Origin of the sequence: Streptomyces sp. NPDC001502 (genome assembly GCF_042894785.1) — a bacterium.
In the GTDB taxonomy this organism is placed as follows: domain Bacteria; phylum Actinomycetota; class Actinomycetes; order Streptomycetales; family Streptomycetaceae; genus Streptomyces; species Streptomyces kutzneri.
In genome coordinates this window covers 303,761-319,857 of the sequence record NZ_JBIAVW010000005.1, presented here as the reverse complement: position 1 = coordinate 319,857, position 16,097 = coordinate 303,761, and the positions used below count along the sequence as shown (strand labels likewise).

Genomic DNA, 16,097 nt, shown 5'->3' with positions numbered 1-16,097 from the left:
GGCGGTCAGCGGTGCAGGTGCTGCGTCCAGTCCTCGGGTACCCGGCCGGCCGGGCCCGGGGTCGGCTGCTCCGCCGGGTGATCGTGCGGAGCGGTCAGCTCGGGGCCGGAGTCGTACAGGGCGTCCGTGTCGTAGTTCCAGAACCACTCCTCGCCCGGCTCGAAGCTCTGCACCAAGGGGTGGCCGGAGGACTTCCAGTGGGCGGTGGCGTGCTGGGCGGGGGAGGAGTCGCAGCAGCCGATGTGGCCGCACTGGGCGCAGCGCCGCAGGTGGAACCACCAGCCGCCCAGCTCGTCGCACTCGGCGCAGCCGGTGCCGGTGGGCGCGGCGCTCGGGTCGATTCCCTCGATGTCGCTCATACGGGCTCCTCAGCGGTCTCGGTCGCGGATCCGGTAGCGGATCCGGTATCGGTATCGGTCCCGGGGGCCGGGGCGGTCAGCGGCAGCAGTACCTGGAAGCGGGTGTCCCCCGGGGCGGACTCGACCTGGAGGCTGCCGTGGTGCTTGTTCACGACGATCCGCCAGGAGATGTCCAGGCCCAGACCGGTGCCCTCGCCGACCGGCTTGGTGGTGAAGAAGGGGTCGAAGATGCGGCTGCGGATGTCCGCCGGGATACCGGGTCCGGTGTCGCGGAACTCCACCAGCAGACGGTCTCCCTCGCGCGCCGTGCGGACCGTCAGCGTGCCCTCGCCGCCGGTGCTCCCGATGGCGAACACGGCGTTGTCGATGAGGTTGGTCCACACCTGGTTGAGCTCCGCCGGGTAGGCGGGCACGTCCGGCAGGGAGCGGTCGTAGTCCTTCACCACCCGCACCCGGGAGCCGATCTTGCCGGACAGCATCAGCAGGGTGCTGTCGAGGAGTTCGTGGACGTCGACGACCCGGTACGGGGCGCGGTCGAGCTGCGAGTACTGCTTGGCCGCGTCCACGAGATGGGAGATGCGGGTGGTGGAGTCGTCGATCTCGTCCATCAGCAGCTCGGTCTCGACCGTGTAGTTGAGCCAGCCGATCGCCGACGGCAGGATCTCCTCGGCCACGGTCGCCGCGACCTGGTCCAGCCAGTCCGTGTCCAGCCCGGCCTGCACGAAGGTCGGCGCGAGCCGCCAGCCCTCCGCGATGCCGTGCTCGTCCAGCCAGTCGGCGAGCTCGTCCTCCCGGTCGGAGGCCTCCAGCGGACTGAGCGCCGTCGCCTTCGCGACGCGTTCGACGGTGCGTTCCTGGATCTCGATGAGGTCGGCGATCGTCTCGCGCGAGTACTGGCCCTGGGAGATGTGGGCCAGCTTGTGCCGCATCTTGCCGACACGTTCGCGCAGTGTCGCCGTGGCCCGCACGGCGGCCGCCGCCGGGTTGTTGAGCTCATGGGTGAGGCCGGCGGACAAGGACCCGAGCGCCAGCAGCCGTTCGCGCTGCCCGATGGCCCGCTGGGTGTTCTTGGAGCCGAAGAACAGCCCCTCCAGCAAGTGCGCCGCCATCGGGAACCACTCCTGCATGATGTCCGAGAACGACTGCGCGGGCAGCACGAAGAACCGCGTCGGCTCGGTCACCCGCATCGAGTTGGTGTACGTCTGCGGCACCTGGTCGCCCAGGTACGCCTGCATGGCCCCCGCGTACACACCGCGCTGCGAGGTGCGGCTCACCTCGACGTCGTCGCCGCCGACCCGGCGGAACAGTACGACGGTGCCCTCGATCATCACGTAGAAGCAGGTGGCCGGGGAGCCCTCGGTGTACACGGGGCCGGCTTCGAAGATCTCCACCCGCCCCTCGGCGCACAGCCGCCCGAGCTGTTCCGGGGTGAGCTTCTCGAACAGGAACAGCGAGGAGATCTCCTGCGGGCTGCACGGCATGACCTGCCCGCTCATGACTGCTCCAGGTACCGGTGGACGAGCATCACGGCCATGGCTCCCTCTCCGACGGCGGACGCGACGCGCTTCGCGGACTGGGCGCGCGCGTCGCCCGCCACGAACACGCCGGGAATGTTGGTCTCCAGGTGGTAGGGCGGCCGGTCCAGTTCCCACTCGGCAGGCGGCCGCCCGTCCGGGGTGAGGTCCGGTCCGGCCAGGATGAAGCCGTGCTCGTCGCGCAGCACCGTTCCGTCCAGCCAGTCGGTCAGCGGGGCCGCGCCGATGAACACGAACATCCACTGCGCGTCGACGAGTTCACTCCCTCCGCCGTCCGCGTCCCGCAGTGTCAGCTGCTCCAGGTGCCCCTCGCCGTGCGCCGCCTCGACGACGGTCCGGGTACGCACGGTGATGTTCGGCGTCTCCTCGATCTGCTGGATCAGGTAGTACGACATCGACGCCGTCAGGGACTCCCCGCGCACCAGCAGCGTCACCGACTTGGCGCCCCTCGCCAGGTACATCGCCGCCTGCCCGGCCGAGTTGGCGCCCCCCACGATGTACACGTCCTGCCCCTGGCAGGAAGCCGCCTCGGTGAGCGAGGAGCCGTAGTACACCCCGCAGCCGGTCAGCTGGTCGCAGCCCGGCGCGTGGAGCTGCCGGTACGACACACCGGTGGCCAGGATGACGCTGTGGGCGGCGATCGCCGAGCCGTCCGAGAAGCGGACGACGCGTGCGGCGCCGTTGACCTCCAGCCCGGTGACCTCACGCGCCGTGAGGATCTCGGCGCCGAACCGGCCGGCCTGGCGGCGGGCACGCTCGGTGAGCTGGGCACCCGACACGCCGTCCGGGAATCCGAGGTAGTTCTCGATGCGGGAGCTCTGACCGGCCTGTCCGCCGGTCGCCAAGCGCTCGACCAGGACGGTACGCAGCCCCTCGGAGGCCCCGTACACCGCGGAGCCGAGCCCGGCCGGGCCGCCGCCGATGACGACGAGGTCGTAGAAGTCGGCGGCCGGCGTCGTCGCGAGCCCCACGTGGGAGGCCAGTTCGGGCGCCTCCGGTTCGATCAGGGCGGTGCCCTCGGGTGTGATGACCAGCGGCAGCCGCTGCCCGTCGGCCCCGGCCGCCTCCAGCAGCCGCCGCCCCTCCGGTTCGTCGGAGGAGTACCAGCGGTACGGCACCTGGTTGCGGGCCAGGAACTCCCGCACGTCGGAGGAGCGCGCCGACCAGCGGTGCCCGACCACCTTGGTGGCGGGTACCGGACGGTAGTCGCTGGTGCGCCAGGCCGTGAGCAGGTCGTCCACGACCGGGTAGAGCTTCTCCTCCGGCGGGTCCCAGGGCTTGAGCAGGTAGTGGTCGAGGTCGACGACGTTGATGGCGTCGATGGCCGCGTTGGTGTCGGCGTAGGCGGTCAGCAGCACGCGCCGCGCACCCGGATACACCTGGAGGGCCTGTTCGAGGAACTCGATGCCGTTCATCTGCGGCATCCGGTAGTCGGCGAGGATCACCGCCACCAGGTCCCCGCGCAGCTTCAGCTCGCGCAGCGCCTCCAGCGCGGAGTCGCCGGTCTCGGCGCGCACGATCCGGTACTCGGCGCCATAGCGGCGCCGCAGGTCACGGGCGATGGCCCGGGAGACTCCCGGGTCGTCGTCCACGGTCAGGATGACGGTCCGCGCCGTGTCGGCGGCCTGTGCCATACGTCGTCTCCACCCCGAGTGCTCTGGGCAGGCGGCCCGGCGAGCCGCCCGCGCCGGTTCCCGCCCATCGTATGGTCGATCCTCCCGGACCGCTCCGGGACGACGCGGGCCGTGCGCTCCGGGTACCCACCCGGTCGCTCCTGGTCAACGCCCTGCGGCCGCTCGCGGAGCGTCACGTACGGAGGTGCTCCGCTCACGCGCCGGTATCGACGATGCGGCCGTCGCGCAGTTCCACGACCCGGTCGGCGAGTTCGATCAGGTTGGGGTCGTGGGTGGCGACGAGGATGGTCACCGACTCGCTGCGCACCACCGCGCGCAGCAGTTCCATGACCGAACGGCCGGTCTCCGAGTCGAGCTGGCCCGTCGGCTCGTCCGCGATGATCAGGTCCGGGTCGTTGGCCAGGGCGCGGGCCACCGCCACGCGCTGCTGCTGGCCGCCGGAGAGTTCGCCGGGCCGCTGTTCGGCGTGGTCCGCGAGCCCGACCAGGGCCAGCAGGGTCCGGGCGCGCTCCTCCCGCACCTTGGCGGGCACGCGCCGCAGCCGCATCGGGACGCCGACGTTCTCGGCCGCGGTCAGGACGGGTATCAGGCCGAAGGACTGGAAGACGAAGCCGATGCGGTCGCGGCGCAGGGCGAGCAGGCCCGGCTCGTCGAGGGTCGCCAGGTCGGTGCCGTCGAGGGTGATCCGGCCGCCGGTCGGGGTGTCGAGGCCGCCGACGAGGTTCAGCAGGGTGGTCTTGCCGGAGCCCGACCGGCCCCTGAGGGCGGTGAGTTCGCCCCGGCGGACCTCGAAGGACACGCCGCGCAGGGCGTGGACGGCCTGCGATCCGCTGCCGAAGCTGTGGTGCACGTCGTCGACGACCACGATCGGAGAGCCGTCGCCCTGCCGCCCTGCCTGTGTCGCGACCGTCGCCGTAGCCGTCGCCTGGTGATCCCTCATCGTGTCCGTTCCCCCGTCGAGTTGTCCGCGCGGGGCGCCCGGCCCCCTGTCCCGCACCATCTGTCGCTGCAGCTTTCTGATCGCATTTGCGCATCTGTCGCACCAGTCACGCAAGCCCCTTCCCTCTATCGATCACATCTGACAGCATCGTCCGCTATCCGGTACTGACGGTCCGGACGGGGGAGGAATACCACACGTGCTCGGCTTCGTCGTGCGCCGACTGCGCGGGCGATGGCCGCTCGCCGTCGCCGTGCTGCTCACCGTACTGATCACCGCGACCACACTGACCGCGCTGACGGCATTCACCCGTGGCGTCGGCGAAGAAGGGCTCCGGCGGGCCCTGACCGGGACGGCACAGTCCCGGACCACCGTCGTGATCACCAGCGGCCATCCCGCCGACTCCCGCGCCAAGGACGACGCGTCCGTACGGGCCTTCGCGGACGAGGTGTTCGGGCGGCTCCCGGTGGCCTCCGAGAGCGTGGCCCGCAGCCGCTCGTACGGGCTGCCCGGCGTCGCCGCCTCCGGCCGCGACGCCGACCTGACCCTGCTCGCCGCCCTCGGCAAGGACCACGTACAGCTGCTCGCCGGTGCGTGGCCCGCGCCGGCCGCCGCACCCCCGGCCGCCGGCGCCCCGGCCGCGCCGACCCAGGTGGCCGTCCCGCGCGCCGCGCTCGCCCGCCTTGGCCTGGCCGAGTCCGCGCTGCCCGCGCCCGTCCGGCTGGACGACCGGTTCGGCGGGGCGCCGCTGACCGTGCTGGTCACCGGCGTGTACCGGGCCGCCGACCCGGACGCCGCGTACTGGCGGCTCGACCCCCTCGGCGGACGCGAGGTACAGGCCGACACCTTCGCCATCTACGGCCCGCTCCTGGTGGACGACAGCGCCTTCACCACCGGCAGCATCCTGCAGAACCACCGCCTCACGCTGCTCACCCCGGACCTGCGCACGGTCCGCGCCGCCGAGGCCGAGGCCGTCCGGACCGCGACCGACCCCGCGAGCGCCGCCCTCGAACGGGCCGGCTCGCTGCGGACCGCCACCGAACTGCCCAAACTGCTGGCCGAGCTGAGCGCCGGCACGGTCGTCGCCCGCTCCACCCTGCTGATGGGCGCGCTCCAGCTCGCCGTCCTGTCGACCGCCGCACTGCTCCTCGTCTCCCACATCCTGACCGTCCGCCAGGAACCGGAACGGGTCCTGCTCACCGCACGCGGCGCCTCCCGACGCCGCCTCGGCGCGCTCACCGCGGCCGAGTCCCTGCTGCTCGCCCTGCCCGCGGCCGTCCTGGCACCCCTGCTCACACCGCCCCTGCTGCGCCTCTTCGGCCGGTTCGGACCGCTCGGGCGGGTCCACCTGGAGATCCCGGACACCTGGCTGGTCTGGCCGGTCGCGGTCGGCTGCGCCCTGGCCTGCGTCCTGCTGACGACCCTGCCCTCCGTCCTGCGCGGTGCCTCCGCCGCCGTACTGCGCCGCGTGGGCAGCCGCCAGGCGCTGGTGACGGGCGCCGCCCGCTCCGGCCTCGACCTCGCCGTCGTGGTCCTCGCCGTCCTCGGCTACCAGCAGCTCTCGCAGTACGGCGGTACGGACGCCCCCGCGTCCGGCGCCTCCGCCGGCGGCGGGCTCGGTGTCGACCCGGTCCTGGTCGTCGCTCCCGCCCTGGCCCTGTGCGGGGGCACGCTGCTGGTCCTGCGCCTGCTGCCGTTCGCGGCGCGGGCCGGCGGACGGCTGGCGGCGCGCGGCCGGAGCCTGGGCCCCGCCCTGTTCGGCTGGCAGCTCGCCCGACGGCCCGGCCGGGCCACCGGGCCCGTGCTGCTGCTCGTCCTCGCCGTCGCCAGCGGCATCCTGGCGCTCGGCCAGCACACCGGCTGGTCCGCGTCCCAGCGTGACCAGGCCGACTTCGCGACCGCGGGCGGCCTGCGGATCTCCGGAAGCAGCATGTCCCCGATGGGGCAGGGCGGACGCTACGCGGCCCTGCCCGGCGGCGACCGCCTCGTACCGGTGGTCCGCCGCGAGCAGAAGCTGCCGGACGGGAATCCCGCCGACATCGTCGCGCTCGACGCCGTCAAGGCGGCCGAACGCGTACCGCTGCGCGCGGACCTGCGCGGCGGGCACGGCATGCGCGAGCTGTTCACCCCGCTCGCCGCCGGCGCCCCGGGCGCCGCGGCCGCCCCCGCGAGCCCCGGTGTCGCCCTGCCCGGCTCCCCGCGCCGCATCGACCTCGACGTGTCGGTCCGGTCCTCCGGTACGAGCTGGGCCGCCGTGAGCCTGCTGCTGCGCGACCGGTTCGGGGCGACGTACGGGACGGCCTCGGTCACCCTGCCCGAGGGCGGCGACGTCACCCTCCCCTTCCTCCTCGACGCGCTGACCGGCGCCCCGGTCGGATCGGCGGCCACCCCGCTGACCCTGGCGGGGATACGCCTCTCGTACGCCGGTGACGGCGACGACCCCGGAGACGGCAGCGAACTGGCCCTGCGCCGGATCGCCGTCTCCGACACCGCGGACGGCGCCGCCACGGGCGTCACCGCACCCGCGGACGCCGCCGGCTGGCGGACCTCGCTCCCGCAGGGGACGAGCGCCAAGAGGGCCCCCGAGCCGATCCCGGTCCCGGCCGGCTCCACGGACCTGCTGCGGCTGCGCTACTGGGGCGGTTTCGGCACCCTGCAGGGCGTCACCACCGTGGCGTTCCCGACGCCCGCCGCGCCGGCCCCCACCGCCGTCCCCGCGGTCGCCACCACCCGCTACCTGCGGTCCCTGGGCGCCTCCGTGGGCGACACGGTCCCCGTCACGCTGGACGGCGCCAGTGTCCCGATGCGGATCACCGCCTCCGTGGACTCCCTCCCCGTGGCCGGCCGCTCGGCACTCGCCGTCGACCTGCACGTACTCGGCCGGTTCCTGCTGGAGTCCGTCGGCCAGCAGCCGGCCTCGCCCACCGAGTGGTGGCTGCCCGCCGAATCGGCCGCCGACCCCGTCCCGGCCCGCGCGGCGGACCAGCTGCGCGAAGGCGCCCGGATCGAGCGCGTCCAACTGCGCGAGGAGATCACCGAGCGGCTGCTGGACGACCCGCTGAGCGCCGGCCCGCAGAGCGCCCTGGCCGCCCTCGCCGCCGCCTGCGCGGTCCTGGCGGCCATCGGTTTCGCGACCTCCACCGCCGCCGAACGGCGCGTGCGCGGACGGGAGTTCTCGGTCCTGCTCGCACTCGGCACCCCGCGCCGCTCGCTGGCCCTCGCGTCCGCCGCCGAGGGCGGGGTGCTGATCGTCATCGGGTCCGCGGTCGGGACCGGGCTGGGCGTCGCCCTCGTCCATCTGATGACACCCCTGGTCGTGCTGACACCCGCCGCCGGGCGGCCGTTCCCGCCCGTACAAGTGGACATGCCGTTCTGGCAGACCGTGCTCACGGTCGCCGCCATCGCAGCCGTTCCCCTGCTGTCGGCCGCACTCAGCGGCCCCCGGGGCCGCGACATCGCCGCCCGGCTGCGCCCCGTGGAGGAGATGTGACCACCCCGCCGACCGCCACCCCGCCCTCGTCCACCCCGGTGCCCGCCACCCCGCCCCCGCCCACCGCCCCGCGGCCCGCGCCCTGGGTCAGGACCAGGCTGCGGGCGGCGCCGCTGGGCACCCTGCTCGGCGCCGCGCTGGCCTTCGTCGCCGTCCTGCTGGCCGCCGCGCTGCCGCGGGCCCAGGACCGGGGCGCCGACCAGGCCCTGCGCTCCTTCCTGGAACGCAGCGCGGCCGGCAACACCAGCCTGCAGGTGACCGCGCCCTCCCCGGACAGCGGGCAGAGCGCCCAGGCCCTGGACTCCACGCTGGACAAACTGCTCGGGCCGACCGGATCCACCTTCCGCGTGGACCCGGAGAAGACCGTCCACGGCGCGCGCACCACCAAGCGGCAGCCGCTGCTGAATCCGGAACTCTCCCAGCCCTCCGGCCTTCCGCCCAGCATGAACCTCCTGCACGTCCGCCAGGCGCAGACCCATGTGAAGCTGGCGGAGGGGCACTGGCCGAGCAGCACGCCCACGGCCCCTGCGCAGGCCGCCCCCGGGGAGATGGCGCCCCTGCAGGTCGCCCTCTCGCAGAAGGCCGCCGCGACCCTCGGCGCCCGCGTCGGATCCGTCCTGAAGAGCGAGTCCCGGGTCGACGGCACACCGTCCGTCGAGGTCGTCGGTCTCTACGCGGTCCTCGACGAGACCGACGGCTTCTGGACGGACAACCTGGGGTGCCTCGCCCACGCCTGCGAGCACTACTACAACGAGAGCCTCGCCTGGGACGTCGACGCCCTCGTCGGCACCGGGGACCTCGACCGGATGAGCACCTGGAGCCGCACCGCCGAGGACTTCTGGCAACTGCCGGTGGACGTCGGCCACCTGCGGGCCGACCGGCTCGACGCCACGAGGAAGGACATCGCCTCCTACATCGCCGGGCCCACCGCAGCCACCCTCGCCCGGGAGACCGGCCGCGCACGGCTGCACACCACCTCGTGGCTGCCCGAGCGGTTCGAAGAGGCCCGCGCCCGTACCCAGGCCGCGGCGCCGCTCGCCGCGATCGGACCCGCCGGGGTCGGCGGCGTCGCCTTCGTCGTCCTGTGCCTGGCCGGCGCACTCGCGGCCGACCGCCGCGACGCCGAACTGCGGCTGCTGCTCGCGCGCGGCGGCTCGCGCCCCGCCATCGTCGGCCGGCTCCTCGGCGAGGGCGCCGTCACCGTACTCCCGGCGGCCGCGGCCGCCACCGCGCTCGCCGTCCTGCTGCTGCCCACCCCCCGGCTCGCGCCCGCACTGCTCTCGGCCGCGGCCGTCGCCCTGCTCACCCTGCTGGCCTTCCCCGTACGGGCGGCCGTACTGCTGTCCCCGGCCCGCCCGGCCGGGCGGTGGCGCAGGCCCGTCGCCGAACTGCTCGTCCTCCTCGCCACCGTCGCCGCCGTGGTGGAGGTCCGCCGCCGCGGGGTCGCCCCGCCCGGCAGCGACCTCGACCCGCTGCTGATCGCGGCCCCGCTGCTGCTCGCCCTGTGCGGGGGGCTGCTGCTGGCCCGGATCCAGCCGGTGGTCACCGGATGGCTCGCCCGGGTGGCCGGCCGCAGCTCCGGACTGGTCGGCTTCCTGGGACTCGCGCGGGCCGCCCGCGGCCCGGCGACGACCGGCACGCAGGCCCGCGGCCGCACCGGCCCCTCCGTCCTGCCGATGGTCGCGCTGATCGTCGCCATCACCACCGGGGGATTCGGCGCCGCCGTGCTGCAGTCGGTGGAATCGTCCCGGCTGGGGGTGGCCCGGCTGACCGTCGGGGGCGACGTGGCGATCTCCGCATTCGGGAAAACCCCGCTCCCGGCGGGGCTCGCGAAGGCCGCGGGCGAACTGCCGGGCGTACGGACCTCCGTGCCGCTGTGGATCGACCACGACTCCTCCCTGCACGGCACCACCGTGAGATCCAGCCAGGTCACCGTGATCGTTGCCGAGCCGGCCGCGTACGCGGAGCTGTCCCGCGTCCTCGGCTGCGGATCCTTCGACCCCGCCCTGCTGGCCACCGGCGGAGCGGCGTCCGCCGATGCCCCGGTGCCCGCGCTGTTCAGCGCGAGCCTGGCCGGTCAGGCCGAACAGGGCGGCACGTACACGGTGCAGCCCGGCGACGGCGGGGAGCTGAAGGTACGGGTCGCGGGCCTGGTCGACTGCACCCCGGCCCATCCGGCGCGGGACGCCGCGACCGTCGTCCTGCCGACGGGCGCCGCGACGGCCCCCATGGGCGGCCCCGACCACCCGAACCGGTGGCTCGGCCTCGGTGACGTCGACGGCGACCGGCTGCGCGAGCTGGTCCGCTCCAAGCTCCCGGCGCCGCCCGGGACGCCGGCCCCGGCGCCGGCCCCGATCCCGGGGTCCGGCTCCGCCGCGGGCCCGGCCCCGCTCGACGAGTTGTACCCCGTGCACACCAGCGCCGAGGCCGTCACCGCACTGGGCGCCGATCCGCTGCAGCGCTCGGCGCAGCGCCTCTTCTGGGCCTCCATGGCCGGAGCGGCGGGCTTCGCCCTGCTGGCCGTCCTGCTGACGCTGGTGCGGACCGTCCCCGAACGCGCGGCGCTGCTGGCCCGGCTGCGCACGATGGGGCTGCGCCGCAGGCAGGGCGTGGCGCTGATCCTCGCCGAGACCCTGCCGCAGACCCTGGCCGCGACGCTGGGCGGGGCCCTGGTGGCGGCGGCCGCCGTGGCCCTGCTCGGCCCGGCGATGGACCTGTCCACGCTGGTCGGCGCGCACGTTCCGAACGGCGTGCAGCTGACGGCGGGGCCCGTACTGACCCAAGCCCTGGGCCTGGCCGCCCTGGTCGCCGCAGCCGTGTGCGCAGAGGCGGCGACATCCGGGCGACGGCAGATCACCACCGAGTTGAGAGCGGGAGACCAGCGTTGAACACCGACCAGCCGACGTACGAGGAGCTGCGCCGCCGGGCGACGGCCGCCGCGGAGCCGCGCACCCCGGCGGCGGACGCCGCGATCGCCTGCGACCGTCTGGTGCGGATCTTCAGCCAGGACGGCATCGAGGTACAGGCCCTCCAGGGGCTGGAGCTGACGGTCGAGCAGGGCGACCTCATGGCCCTCGTCGGCGCCTCCGGCAGCGGCAAGTCCACCCTCTTGAACATCCTGGCCGGCCTGGACGTCCCCACGGCCGGCAGCGCGGCGGTCGCCGGCTACGACCTGCTGGAACTGTCGGCGCGGGACCGGCTGCGCTACCGGCGCGAAGCGGTCGGGTTCGTCTTCCAGCAGACGGCCCGCAACCTGCTGCCGTTCCTGACGGCCGCCCAGAACGTCGCCCTGCCGATGCAGCTGAAGGGCGACAGCCCCCGCCGCGGCGCGGGCGCACGCCGCGCGGCCAGGGTCGGGGAGATCCTGGAGGCCCTCGGGATCGGTGAACTGGCGCACCGCCGCCCGGCGGAGCTGTCCGGCGGCCAGCAGCAGCGCGTCGCGATCGCCGTGGCGATGGCGAACGACCCCAAGGTGCTGCTCGCCGACGAACCCACGGGCGAACTGGACTCGGAGACGGCCGCGGCGGTCTTCGAGACCTTCCGGACCGTGAACAAGGAACTCGGCGTGACGGTGGTCATCGTGACGCACGACCCGATGGTGGCGGGCGAAGTCCGCCGGACCGTGGCGATCCGCGACGGCCGCACCAGCAGCGAGGTCCTGCGCCGCCTGGTCACCGACGAGCACGGCGAGGAATCCATCAGCGAACGCGAGTACGTCGTCCTCGACCGCTCCGGGCGCGTCCAGCTCCCCCCGAAGTTCCTGGAGGCCCTGGGCATGGAACACCGCGTGGCGGTCGACCTGGCCCCGGACCACATCGAACTACGCCCGGACGGCGCCTACTAGTGATGTGGCCGTGAAGGTTCGCCGGATCGCGTCGTCCGGTGCGGTGCATCGCAGCACTAAGCGGTTTCGGTGAAGCCGAGTGCTGATCCTTTGGCCGCCCAGGCCGACGCCGATGCCGAAGGCCGGACCGACTGGAGCATGGTCAGCGTCGACTCCACGACCTGCCGCGCTCATCGGCACGCGGCTGGCGCCACTACTCGTGCTCCGAGGATTCCGGGCCGGCGAAGCCGACCGGCGCGTCACCGTTCCGATGAGGCCTTGGGATGCTCACGAGGCGGGCTGGCCTGCAAGATCCACCTCGCCGGGGAGGGCGGGCGTCGACCGCTCGCGTCCGTCATCACGCCCGGCTGGCGGCTGTGGCTTCGCTCCTGAGCAGCCGCCGAGTACTACGTCTCCTCCGGCACGAGCACGCCCAGCTCGACTTCCTCGAACACTTGTGACCACCGGGAGTCCACATCCGAGAAGGCCGTCGGATCCGCTTGCCGAGCCCGGTCGATCACGTCGTCTGCCCAGTCGTCGTAGTCGTCGTGCATGTCGCTCTTGCCGGAGTAGACGAACGCCTCCCAGATCCGCAGCACCTCGACCAGGCGGTCCACCGATGTACTGACCAGGCCGTACTGCTCCTCCGGATTGCCTTCGTAGCCCCTGACCATCCAGACCTCACCGCTGTCGATCAGCAGCCAATACGAGTTGATGCCGTCCTCGAAGGAGCCGAGGAACACCGCCCGGCCTGCGGGAAGCTCGCGGACCGATGGCAGCAAGACAGTGCGCGTCATACGGCAACCAGGCCACATCACCCACGTCTATCAGCCCGTCCTTCACGCCCGCCGACTGTGGTGAGGCCGATCCTCTCAGACCGGCACAACCCGTCGGACAGGACCTGGAAGGGCCCGGCCCGTCCGCACAGGGCGCCAGGAAACCAGTGGAGCCGCCCCGCTGTGCGCCGTTACCGTGCTGCTGGACAAGTCGTCTAGGCAAGGACGTTCCGTTGTACACCCTTTGAGACCCCCCGAGTGCCGATTCGTCGCGCGTCGCGCATGTGCGCCGCGCTCCTTTCTGCTGCGGTCTTCTCACTGGAACCGGTGTACTTCTGTGCTCAATACCTGGGTGGTCGCTCCCACCTGCCTGCCGCTCGTTCTCCGCCGATGCCACACGTGCGCGTCCGAGCGCTTCCGGGCGAACGGCAAATTTCGCGTCAACGCCAACCACAAGCTCCTCGACGCCTGGCTCCTCGTGCTCTGCACCGCTTGCGGGGACACGGCGAAACTCACGGTCCTGGAGCGGGTGCACGTGCGCTCCGTACGACCCGAGCTGCTGCGCCGACTGCACGACAACGACCCGGGCCTGGCAGCCGTACTGCTCCAGGATCCGGTCGTGCGGCGCCGCAATCACATCGCCCTCGACTGGGACGGCGCCTGGCGCCTCGACACCGGCGGATCGGATCACCTGGACCGCGAGGTGATCGACGTCTCGGTCCGCTTCGCAGCGCGGATCCCGGTCCGGCCGGTGCGATTGATCTCTGAGGGGTGCGGTCTTTCACGGGCCGAGGTCGAGAGACTGATCACGGACGGGAAGCTCGTCTCGGCGGTCCGGCTGAGCGGCAAGCTCTCCGGGGACTTCACCTTCACGCTCAAGCGCTGACCCCTCCCCGGGGCCAAGGGCCTGTCCGGCGGGATCCGCCGGACAGGCCCTAAAGGTTGCTGCAGAAGGACTTCCAGGCCTTCGTGCGGGCGACGGCATGCCCGGCGCGGGCGCGGACCTGCTGGTGAGGCGGGGCTGTCGAGGACGGCTCGGACGCCGCGATCACCGCCATCCCGGGATCATCGCACCGGGCCGGCGGGCTCCCGGCAGCAAGCCCTGCCCACGTCAGCGGAACTCGTGGACCACCTGGATCTCGCCGACCATGTGGGCGTTGAACTCGTCCAGCTCCTCAGCCGGAACCCAGAGCTCCAGGATCGTCCGCCCGCCCGCCTGCTGAACGGGATATCGGCTCAAGAACTCCGACTCGACCTCGAAACGAGTGACGAAGCCGGCGCCATCGTGCTTCACGTTCCAGTCCCGCGCGATCCTGATCGCGTAGTCCTCGTTGAGGACCGGGTAGAAGATCGGCTGCTCGGGCAGCCTGGGCGGCCACGCACGCCAATTCAGCTCCCGTACCCGATCCAGCTCCTTGGGGCCGGTGGGGCGCCACAGGGTCGTCGTTGCTTGCCGGCTGGTCATCCGCATCGCTCTCTTGACGTGGTCCGCCGGTACGGCGGATCGGGAGACCGGACGCTACCGGCGCCTCAGGGTCGGCAGCTACGCAGTTTCCGTACCGGGCGCGCCAGGTGGCGGGTACCGCTGCGAGCCCGACCGGCAGCGCCAGGGAAGCGCGGACAGCGGTAGGGACGGTTCGCCGCATCACGTACATCGATCGCTCCTTCGTTCGTTCGTCCGACACCCCCAAAGTCCCACCGCCTGTGACTCACCGTCATCACCCTTCGGAGCGGTCCGCGATCTCATACCTGGGAGCCACCCGGACCGGATCCGGGCTTCCACACGGAGCGCAGCCGCTCCGCGGCAGCGGCCACCCGGTCGCGACCTGCCCGGTAGGCCGGCGCCCAGTTCGCCCGGTCGTTCAGCTCGGCCCCGAACGCCCGTACCGTTGCCGCGTCGGGACCGATGGTCACCACGGTCCGCGCCCCGTCGGCCGCCGCCCGCCGGTCGAGGGGCTCACCCGGCGAAAGGTGTGCCAGGGGCTCGATGACGACGACCGTGCGGGCTCCGGCCGCGAGGTCCGCGTTCGCCCCGGAGCGCAGGGCGCCGTCCATGTACCGCCGCCCCTGGACGGAGACCGGCGGCTCGGCCGCGGGGAAGGCACTGCTCGCCGCCACCGCGTGCACCAGAGGTACACCCCGCGCCGGGGGACCGGACCCGGCCGCGGCGCCACCGCTGCGAGCCGGCCGAGGTCCTGGCCGGTGGTCAGGAGCGCGCCGACGATGGCACCGGCCGACGTGCCGACCGTCAGTCGGCAGCGCCGAGATCCACACCCCTGCGCCCCAGTTCAGCGACCAGTCCGGCCATCCACGCGGTTCCGACCGCTCCTCCCGGTCCCCGTACGAGTGCCCGGTCGAATGTTGTCGCGGTTTCGAGCTCCATGATTCCGTCTCCCCCTGGCACCAGGTGATGGTCCGCGCGGCCGGCGTGACCGACGTGACCGACATGACCGACGGTGGAACCTCGGCCAAGCTTCGGGTCCAGCGGATCGCGTGGAGGCCGGATCACGGATCACAGACTGTCGGCGCGCAACGACTCCACGGCCCTGGACAGACTGGACGCGGCATGCCCCGCGCGGATCTGGTCGTCGAAGAGGCGCAGCAACGGCGCCAGCAGATCCGTCGGCAGCCCCTGTGCCTCGGTGGCGGAGAGGATGTTGCGCAGCCCCACCGCATTGATCTCCAGGTTGGAGGTCGTGGTGGTGTAGTCCTTCGCGTCGATCTCCTCCGCGAAGCCCGGCAGCGCGTCGGCGGCCGCCGTCAGCCACCGCACCAGCGGGCGCGTCAGCTCCGCCGCCCCGATCCCCTCCGTGCCGGCGAGCGCCACCGCCTGGAAGAACCCGGCGAACATCCCGTACATGCCGCTGAGCAGAGCGGTGTCGTACACGGACGACAGCTCGGGAGCCGGACCGACGAGACTGCCCTCACCGATCGTGTCGAGGACCGTATGCCAGGTCCGGTACGCCGCCTCGTCGCCGCTGTAGAGGACGAAGGCGGCGGAGGTGCCGATGGTCTGGGGCACCGCGTACACGGCGCCGTCCAGGTAGGCGGCCCGCCGGTCGGTCACCCAGGCGCCGAGGGCGCGCGCGGCCGACGGGGTGCCGGTGGTCAGGTTGACGACCGTGCGGCCGGCCAGCGCCCCGGCCGCCGGCCGCAGGAGCTCGCCGACCGTGTCGTAGTCCAGTACCGCGACGACGACGAGTTCCCCCGCCGCCACGGCATCGGCGGGCGTGGCCGCGAGGGACGCCCCCCGCTCGACCAGGCCGTCGGCCTTGCCCGCTGAGCGGTTCCAGACCGTCGTCGGATGACCCTTCGTCAGGAAGGCGTCGGCCAGCGCCTGGCCGAGGTTGCCCAGGCCGATGACACTGACCGGGATCGTGTGAGGTGCGGCGGTTGCGCTCATGACGGTTTCTCTCCTGGGGTCGTCGCTGCTGTCGAACGGGACCCACCCTGCGAGGCCGTGCTGCCGGTTCGCCGCCGGTCCACTGCCGGTCCGCTGCCCCTCTGCTGCCCGCCGGGCCGCAGCGGGCAGGCCGGTTAGGG

At 73.2% G+C, this 16,097-nt stretch carries 12 protein-coding genes and 1 pseudogene; 5 read left to right on the top strand and 8 right to left on the bottom strand.

What is annotated here, in order from left to right; all coding sequences use genetic code 11:
- Window positions 1-5 precede the first annotated feature (5 nt).
- From ACFY0D_RS11035 to ACFY0D_RS11020, 4 genes are all read right to left on the bottom strand, one after another.
- Window positions 6-359, bottom strand: coding sequence for a UBP-type zinc finger domain-containing protein (locus tag ACFY0D_RS11035; protein ID WP_390798033.1), 354 nt, complete (start codon window positions 357-359; stop codon window positions 6-8).
- Window positions 356-1,855 (bottom strand): ATP-binding protein, encoded by a 1,500-nt coding sequence (locus ACFY0D_RS11030; RefSeq protein WP_390798032.1) that lies wholly within the window; start codon window positions 1,853-1,855, stop codon window positions 356-358. The genes ACFY0D_RS11035 and ACFY0D_RS11030 overlap by 4 nt, the downstream gene beginning before the upstream one ends.
- A complete protein-coding gene (locus ACFY0D_RS11025) occupies window positions 1,852-3,528 on the bottom strand; it encodes an FAD-dependent oxidoreductase (RefSeq protein ID WP_390798031.1) in 1,677 nt (558 codons plus the stop codon). Before ACFY0D_RS11025 ends, ACFY0D_RS11030 begins: the two co-directional genes overlap by 4 nt.
- A 193-nt stretch (window positions 3,529-3,721) precedes the next feature.
- A complete protein-coding gene (locus tag ACFY0D_RS11020) occupies window positions 3,722-4,468 on the bottom strand; it encodes an ABC transporter ATP-binding protein (RefSeq protein ID WP_390798030.1) in 747 nt (248 codons plus the stop codon).
- A gap of 196 nt (window positions 4,469-4,664) precedes the next feature.
- Between ACFY0D_RS11020 and ACFY0D_RS11015 the strand changes: the two genes are divergently transcribed.
- From ACFY0D_RS11015 to ACFY0D_RS11000, 4 genes and pseudogenes are all read left to right on the top strand, one after another.
- Window positions 4,665-7,955, top strand: a complete 3,291-nt coding sequence (locus ACFY0D_RS11015) for an FtsX-like permease family protein (protein WP_390798029.1) — start codon at window positions 4,665-4,667, stop codon at window positions 7,953-7,955.
- Window positions 7,952-10,843 carry a hypothetical protein gene (locus tag ACFY0D_RS11010; protein WP_390798028.1) on the top strand — a complete coding sequence of 964 codons (2,892 nt, stop codon included), beginning with the start codon at window positions 7,952-7,954 and terminating at the stop codon, window positions 10,841-10,843. The genes ACFY0D_RS11015 and ACFY0D_RS11010 overlap by 4 nt, the downstream gene beginning before the upstream one ends.
- Window positions 10,840-11,799, top strand: coding sequence for an ABC transporter ATP-binding protein (locus ACFY0D_RS11005; protein ID WP_390798027.1), 960 nt, complete (start codon window positions 10,840-10,842; stop codon window positions 11,797-11,799). The genes ACFY0D_RS11010 and ACFY0D_RS11005 overlap by 4 nt, the downstream gene beginning before the upstream one ends.
- A 93-nt stretch (window positions 11,800-11,892) precedes the next feature.
- Window positions 11,893-12,147: pseudogene (locus ACFY0D_RS11000) on the top strand (IS5/IS1182 family transposase); the annotation flags it as partial.
- A 38-nt stretch (window positions 12,148-12,185) separates the two neighbouring features.
- Here ACFY0D_RS11000 and ACFY0D_RS10995 read toward each other — a convergent pair.
- The gene (locus ACFY0D_RS10995) at window positions 12,186-12,575 is read right to left on the bottom strand and encodes an SUKH-4 family immunity protein (protein ID WP_390798026.1); all 390 of its coding nucleotides are present in this window, start codon (window positions 12,573-12,575) and stop codon (window positions 12,186-12,188) included.
- A 316-nt stretch (window positions 12,576-12,891) separates the two neighbouring features.
- Here ACFY0D_RS10995 and ACFY0D_RS10990 point away from each other — a divergent pair, with 316 nt between their 5' ends.
- Window positions 12,892-13,440, top strand: a complete 549-nt coding sequence (locus tag ACFY0D_RS10990; RefSeq protein WP_390798025.1) for a DUF1062 domain-containing protein — start codon at window positions 12,892-12,894, stop codon at window positions 13,438-13,440.
- Window positions 13,441-13,665: 225 nt separating this feature from the next.
- Here the strand turns inward: ACFY0D_RS10990 and ACFY0D_RS10985 are convergent, their stop codons facing one another.
- The 3 genes from ACFY0D_RS10985 to ACFY0D_RS10975 form a co-directional block, all read right to left on the bottom strand.
- Window positions 13,666-14,019, bottom strand: coding sequence for a hypothetical protein (locus ACFY0D_RS10985; RefSeq protein ID WP_390798024.1), 354 nt, complete (start codon window positions 14,017-14,019; stop codon window positions 13,666-13,668).
- 278 nt (window positions 14,020-14,297) lie between these two features.
- The gene (locus tag ACFY0D_RS10980) at window positions 14,298-14,672 is read right to left on the bottom strand and encodes a patatin-like phospholipase family protein (RefSeq protein ID WP_390798023.1); all 375 of its coding nucleotides are present in this window, start codon (window positions 14,670-14,672) and stop codon (window positions 14,298-14,300) included.
- 394 nt (window positions 14,673-15,066) lie between these two features.
- Entirely contained in the window at window positions 15,067-15,957 is an 891-nt protein-coding gene (locus tag ACFY0D_RS10975; RefSeq protein WP_390798022.1) for an NAD(P)-dependent oxidoreductase, read from the bottom strand.
- Window positions 15,958-16,097 lie beyond the last annotated feature (140 nt).

Coding starts and splice junctions, on each gene's coding strand:
- ACFY0D_RS10995 (WP_390798026.1), bottom strand. CDS start 12,575: ATGACGCGCACTGTCTTGCTGCCATCGGTCCGCGAGCTTCCCGCAGGC.
- ACFY0D_RS11025 (WP_390798031.1), bottom strand. CDS start 3,528: ATGGCACAGGCCGCCGACACGGCGCGGACCGTCATCCTGACCGTGGAC.
- ACFY0D_RS11030 (WP_390798032.1), bottom strand. CDS start 1,855: ATGAGCGGGCAGGTCATGCCGTGCAGCCCGCAGGAGATCTCCTCGCTG.
- ACFY0D_RS10975 (WP_390798022.1), bottom strand. CDS start 15,957: ATGAGCGCAACCGCCGCACCTCACACGATCCCGGTCAGTGTCATCGGC.
- ACFY0D_RS11035 (WP_390798033.1), bottom strand. CDS start 359: ATGAGCGACATCGAGGGAATCGACCCGAGCGCCGCGCCCACCGGCACC.
- ACFY0D_RS10985 (WP_390798024.1), bottom strand. CDS start 14,019: ATGACCAGCCGGCAAGCAACGACGACCCTGTGGCGCCCCACCGGCCCC.
- ACFY0D_RS11020 (WP_390798030.1), bottom strand. CDS start 4,468: ATGAGGGATCACCAGGCGACGGCTACGGCGACGGTCGCGACACAGGCA.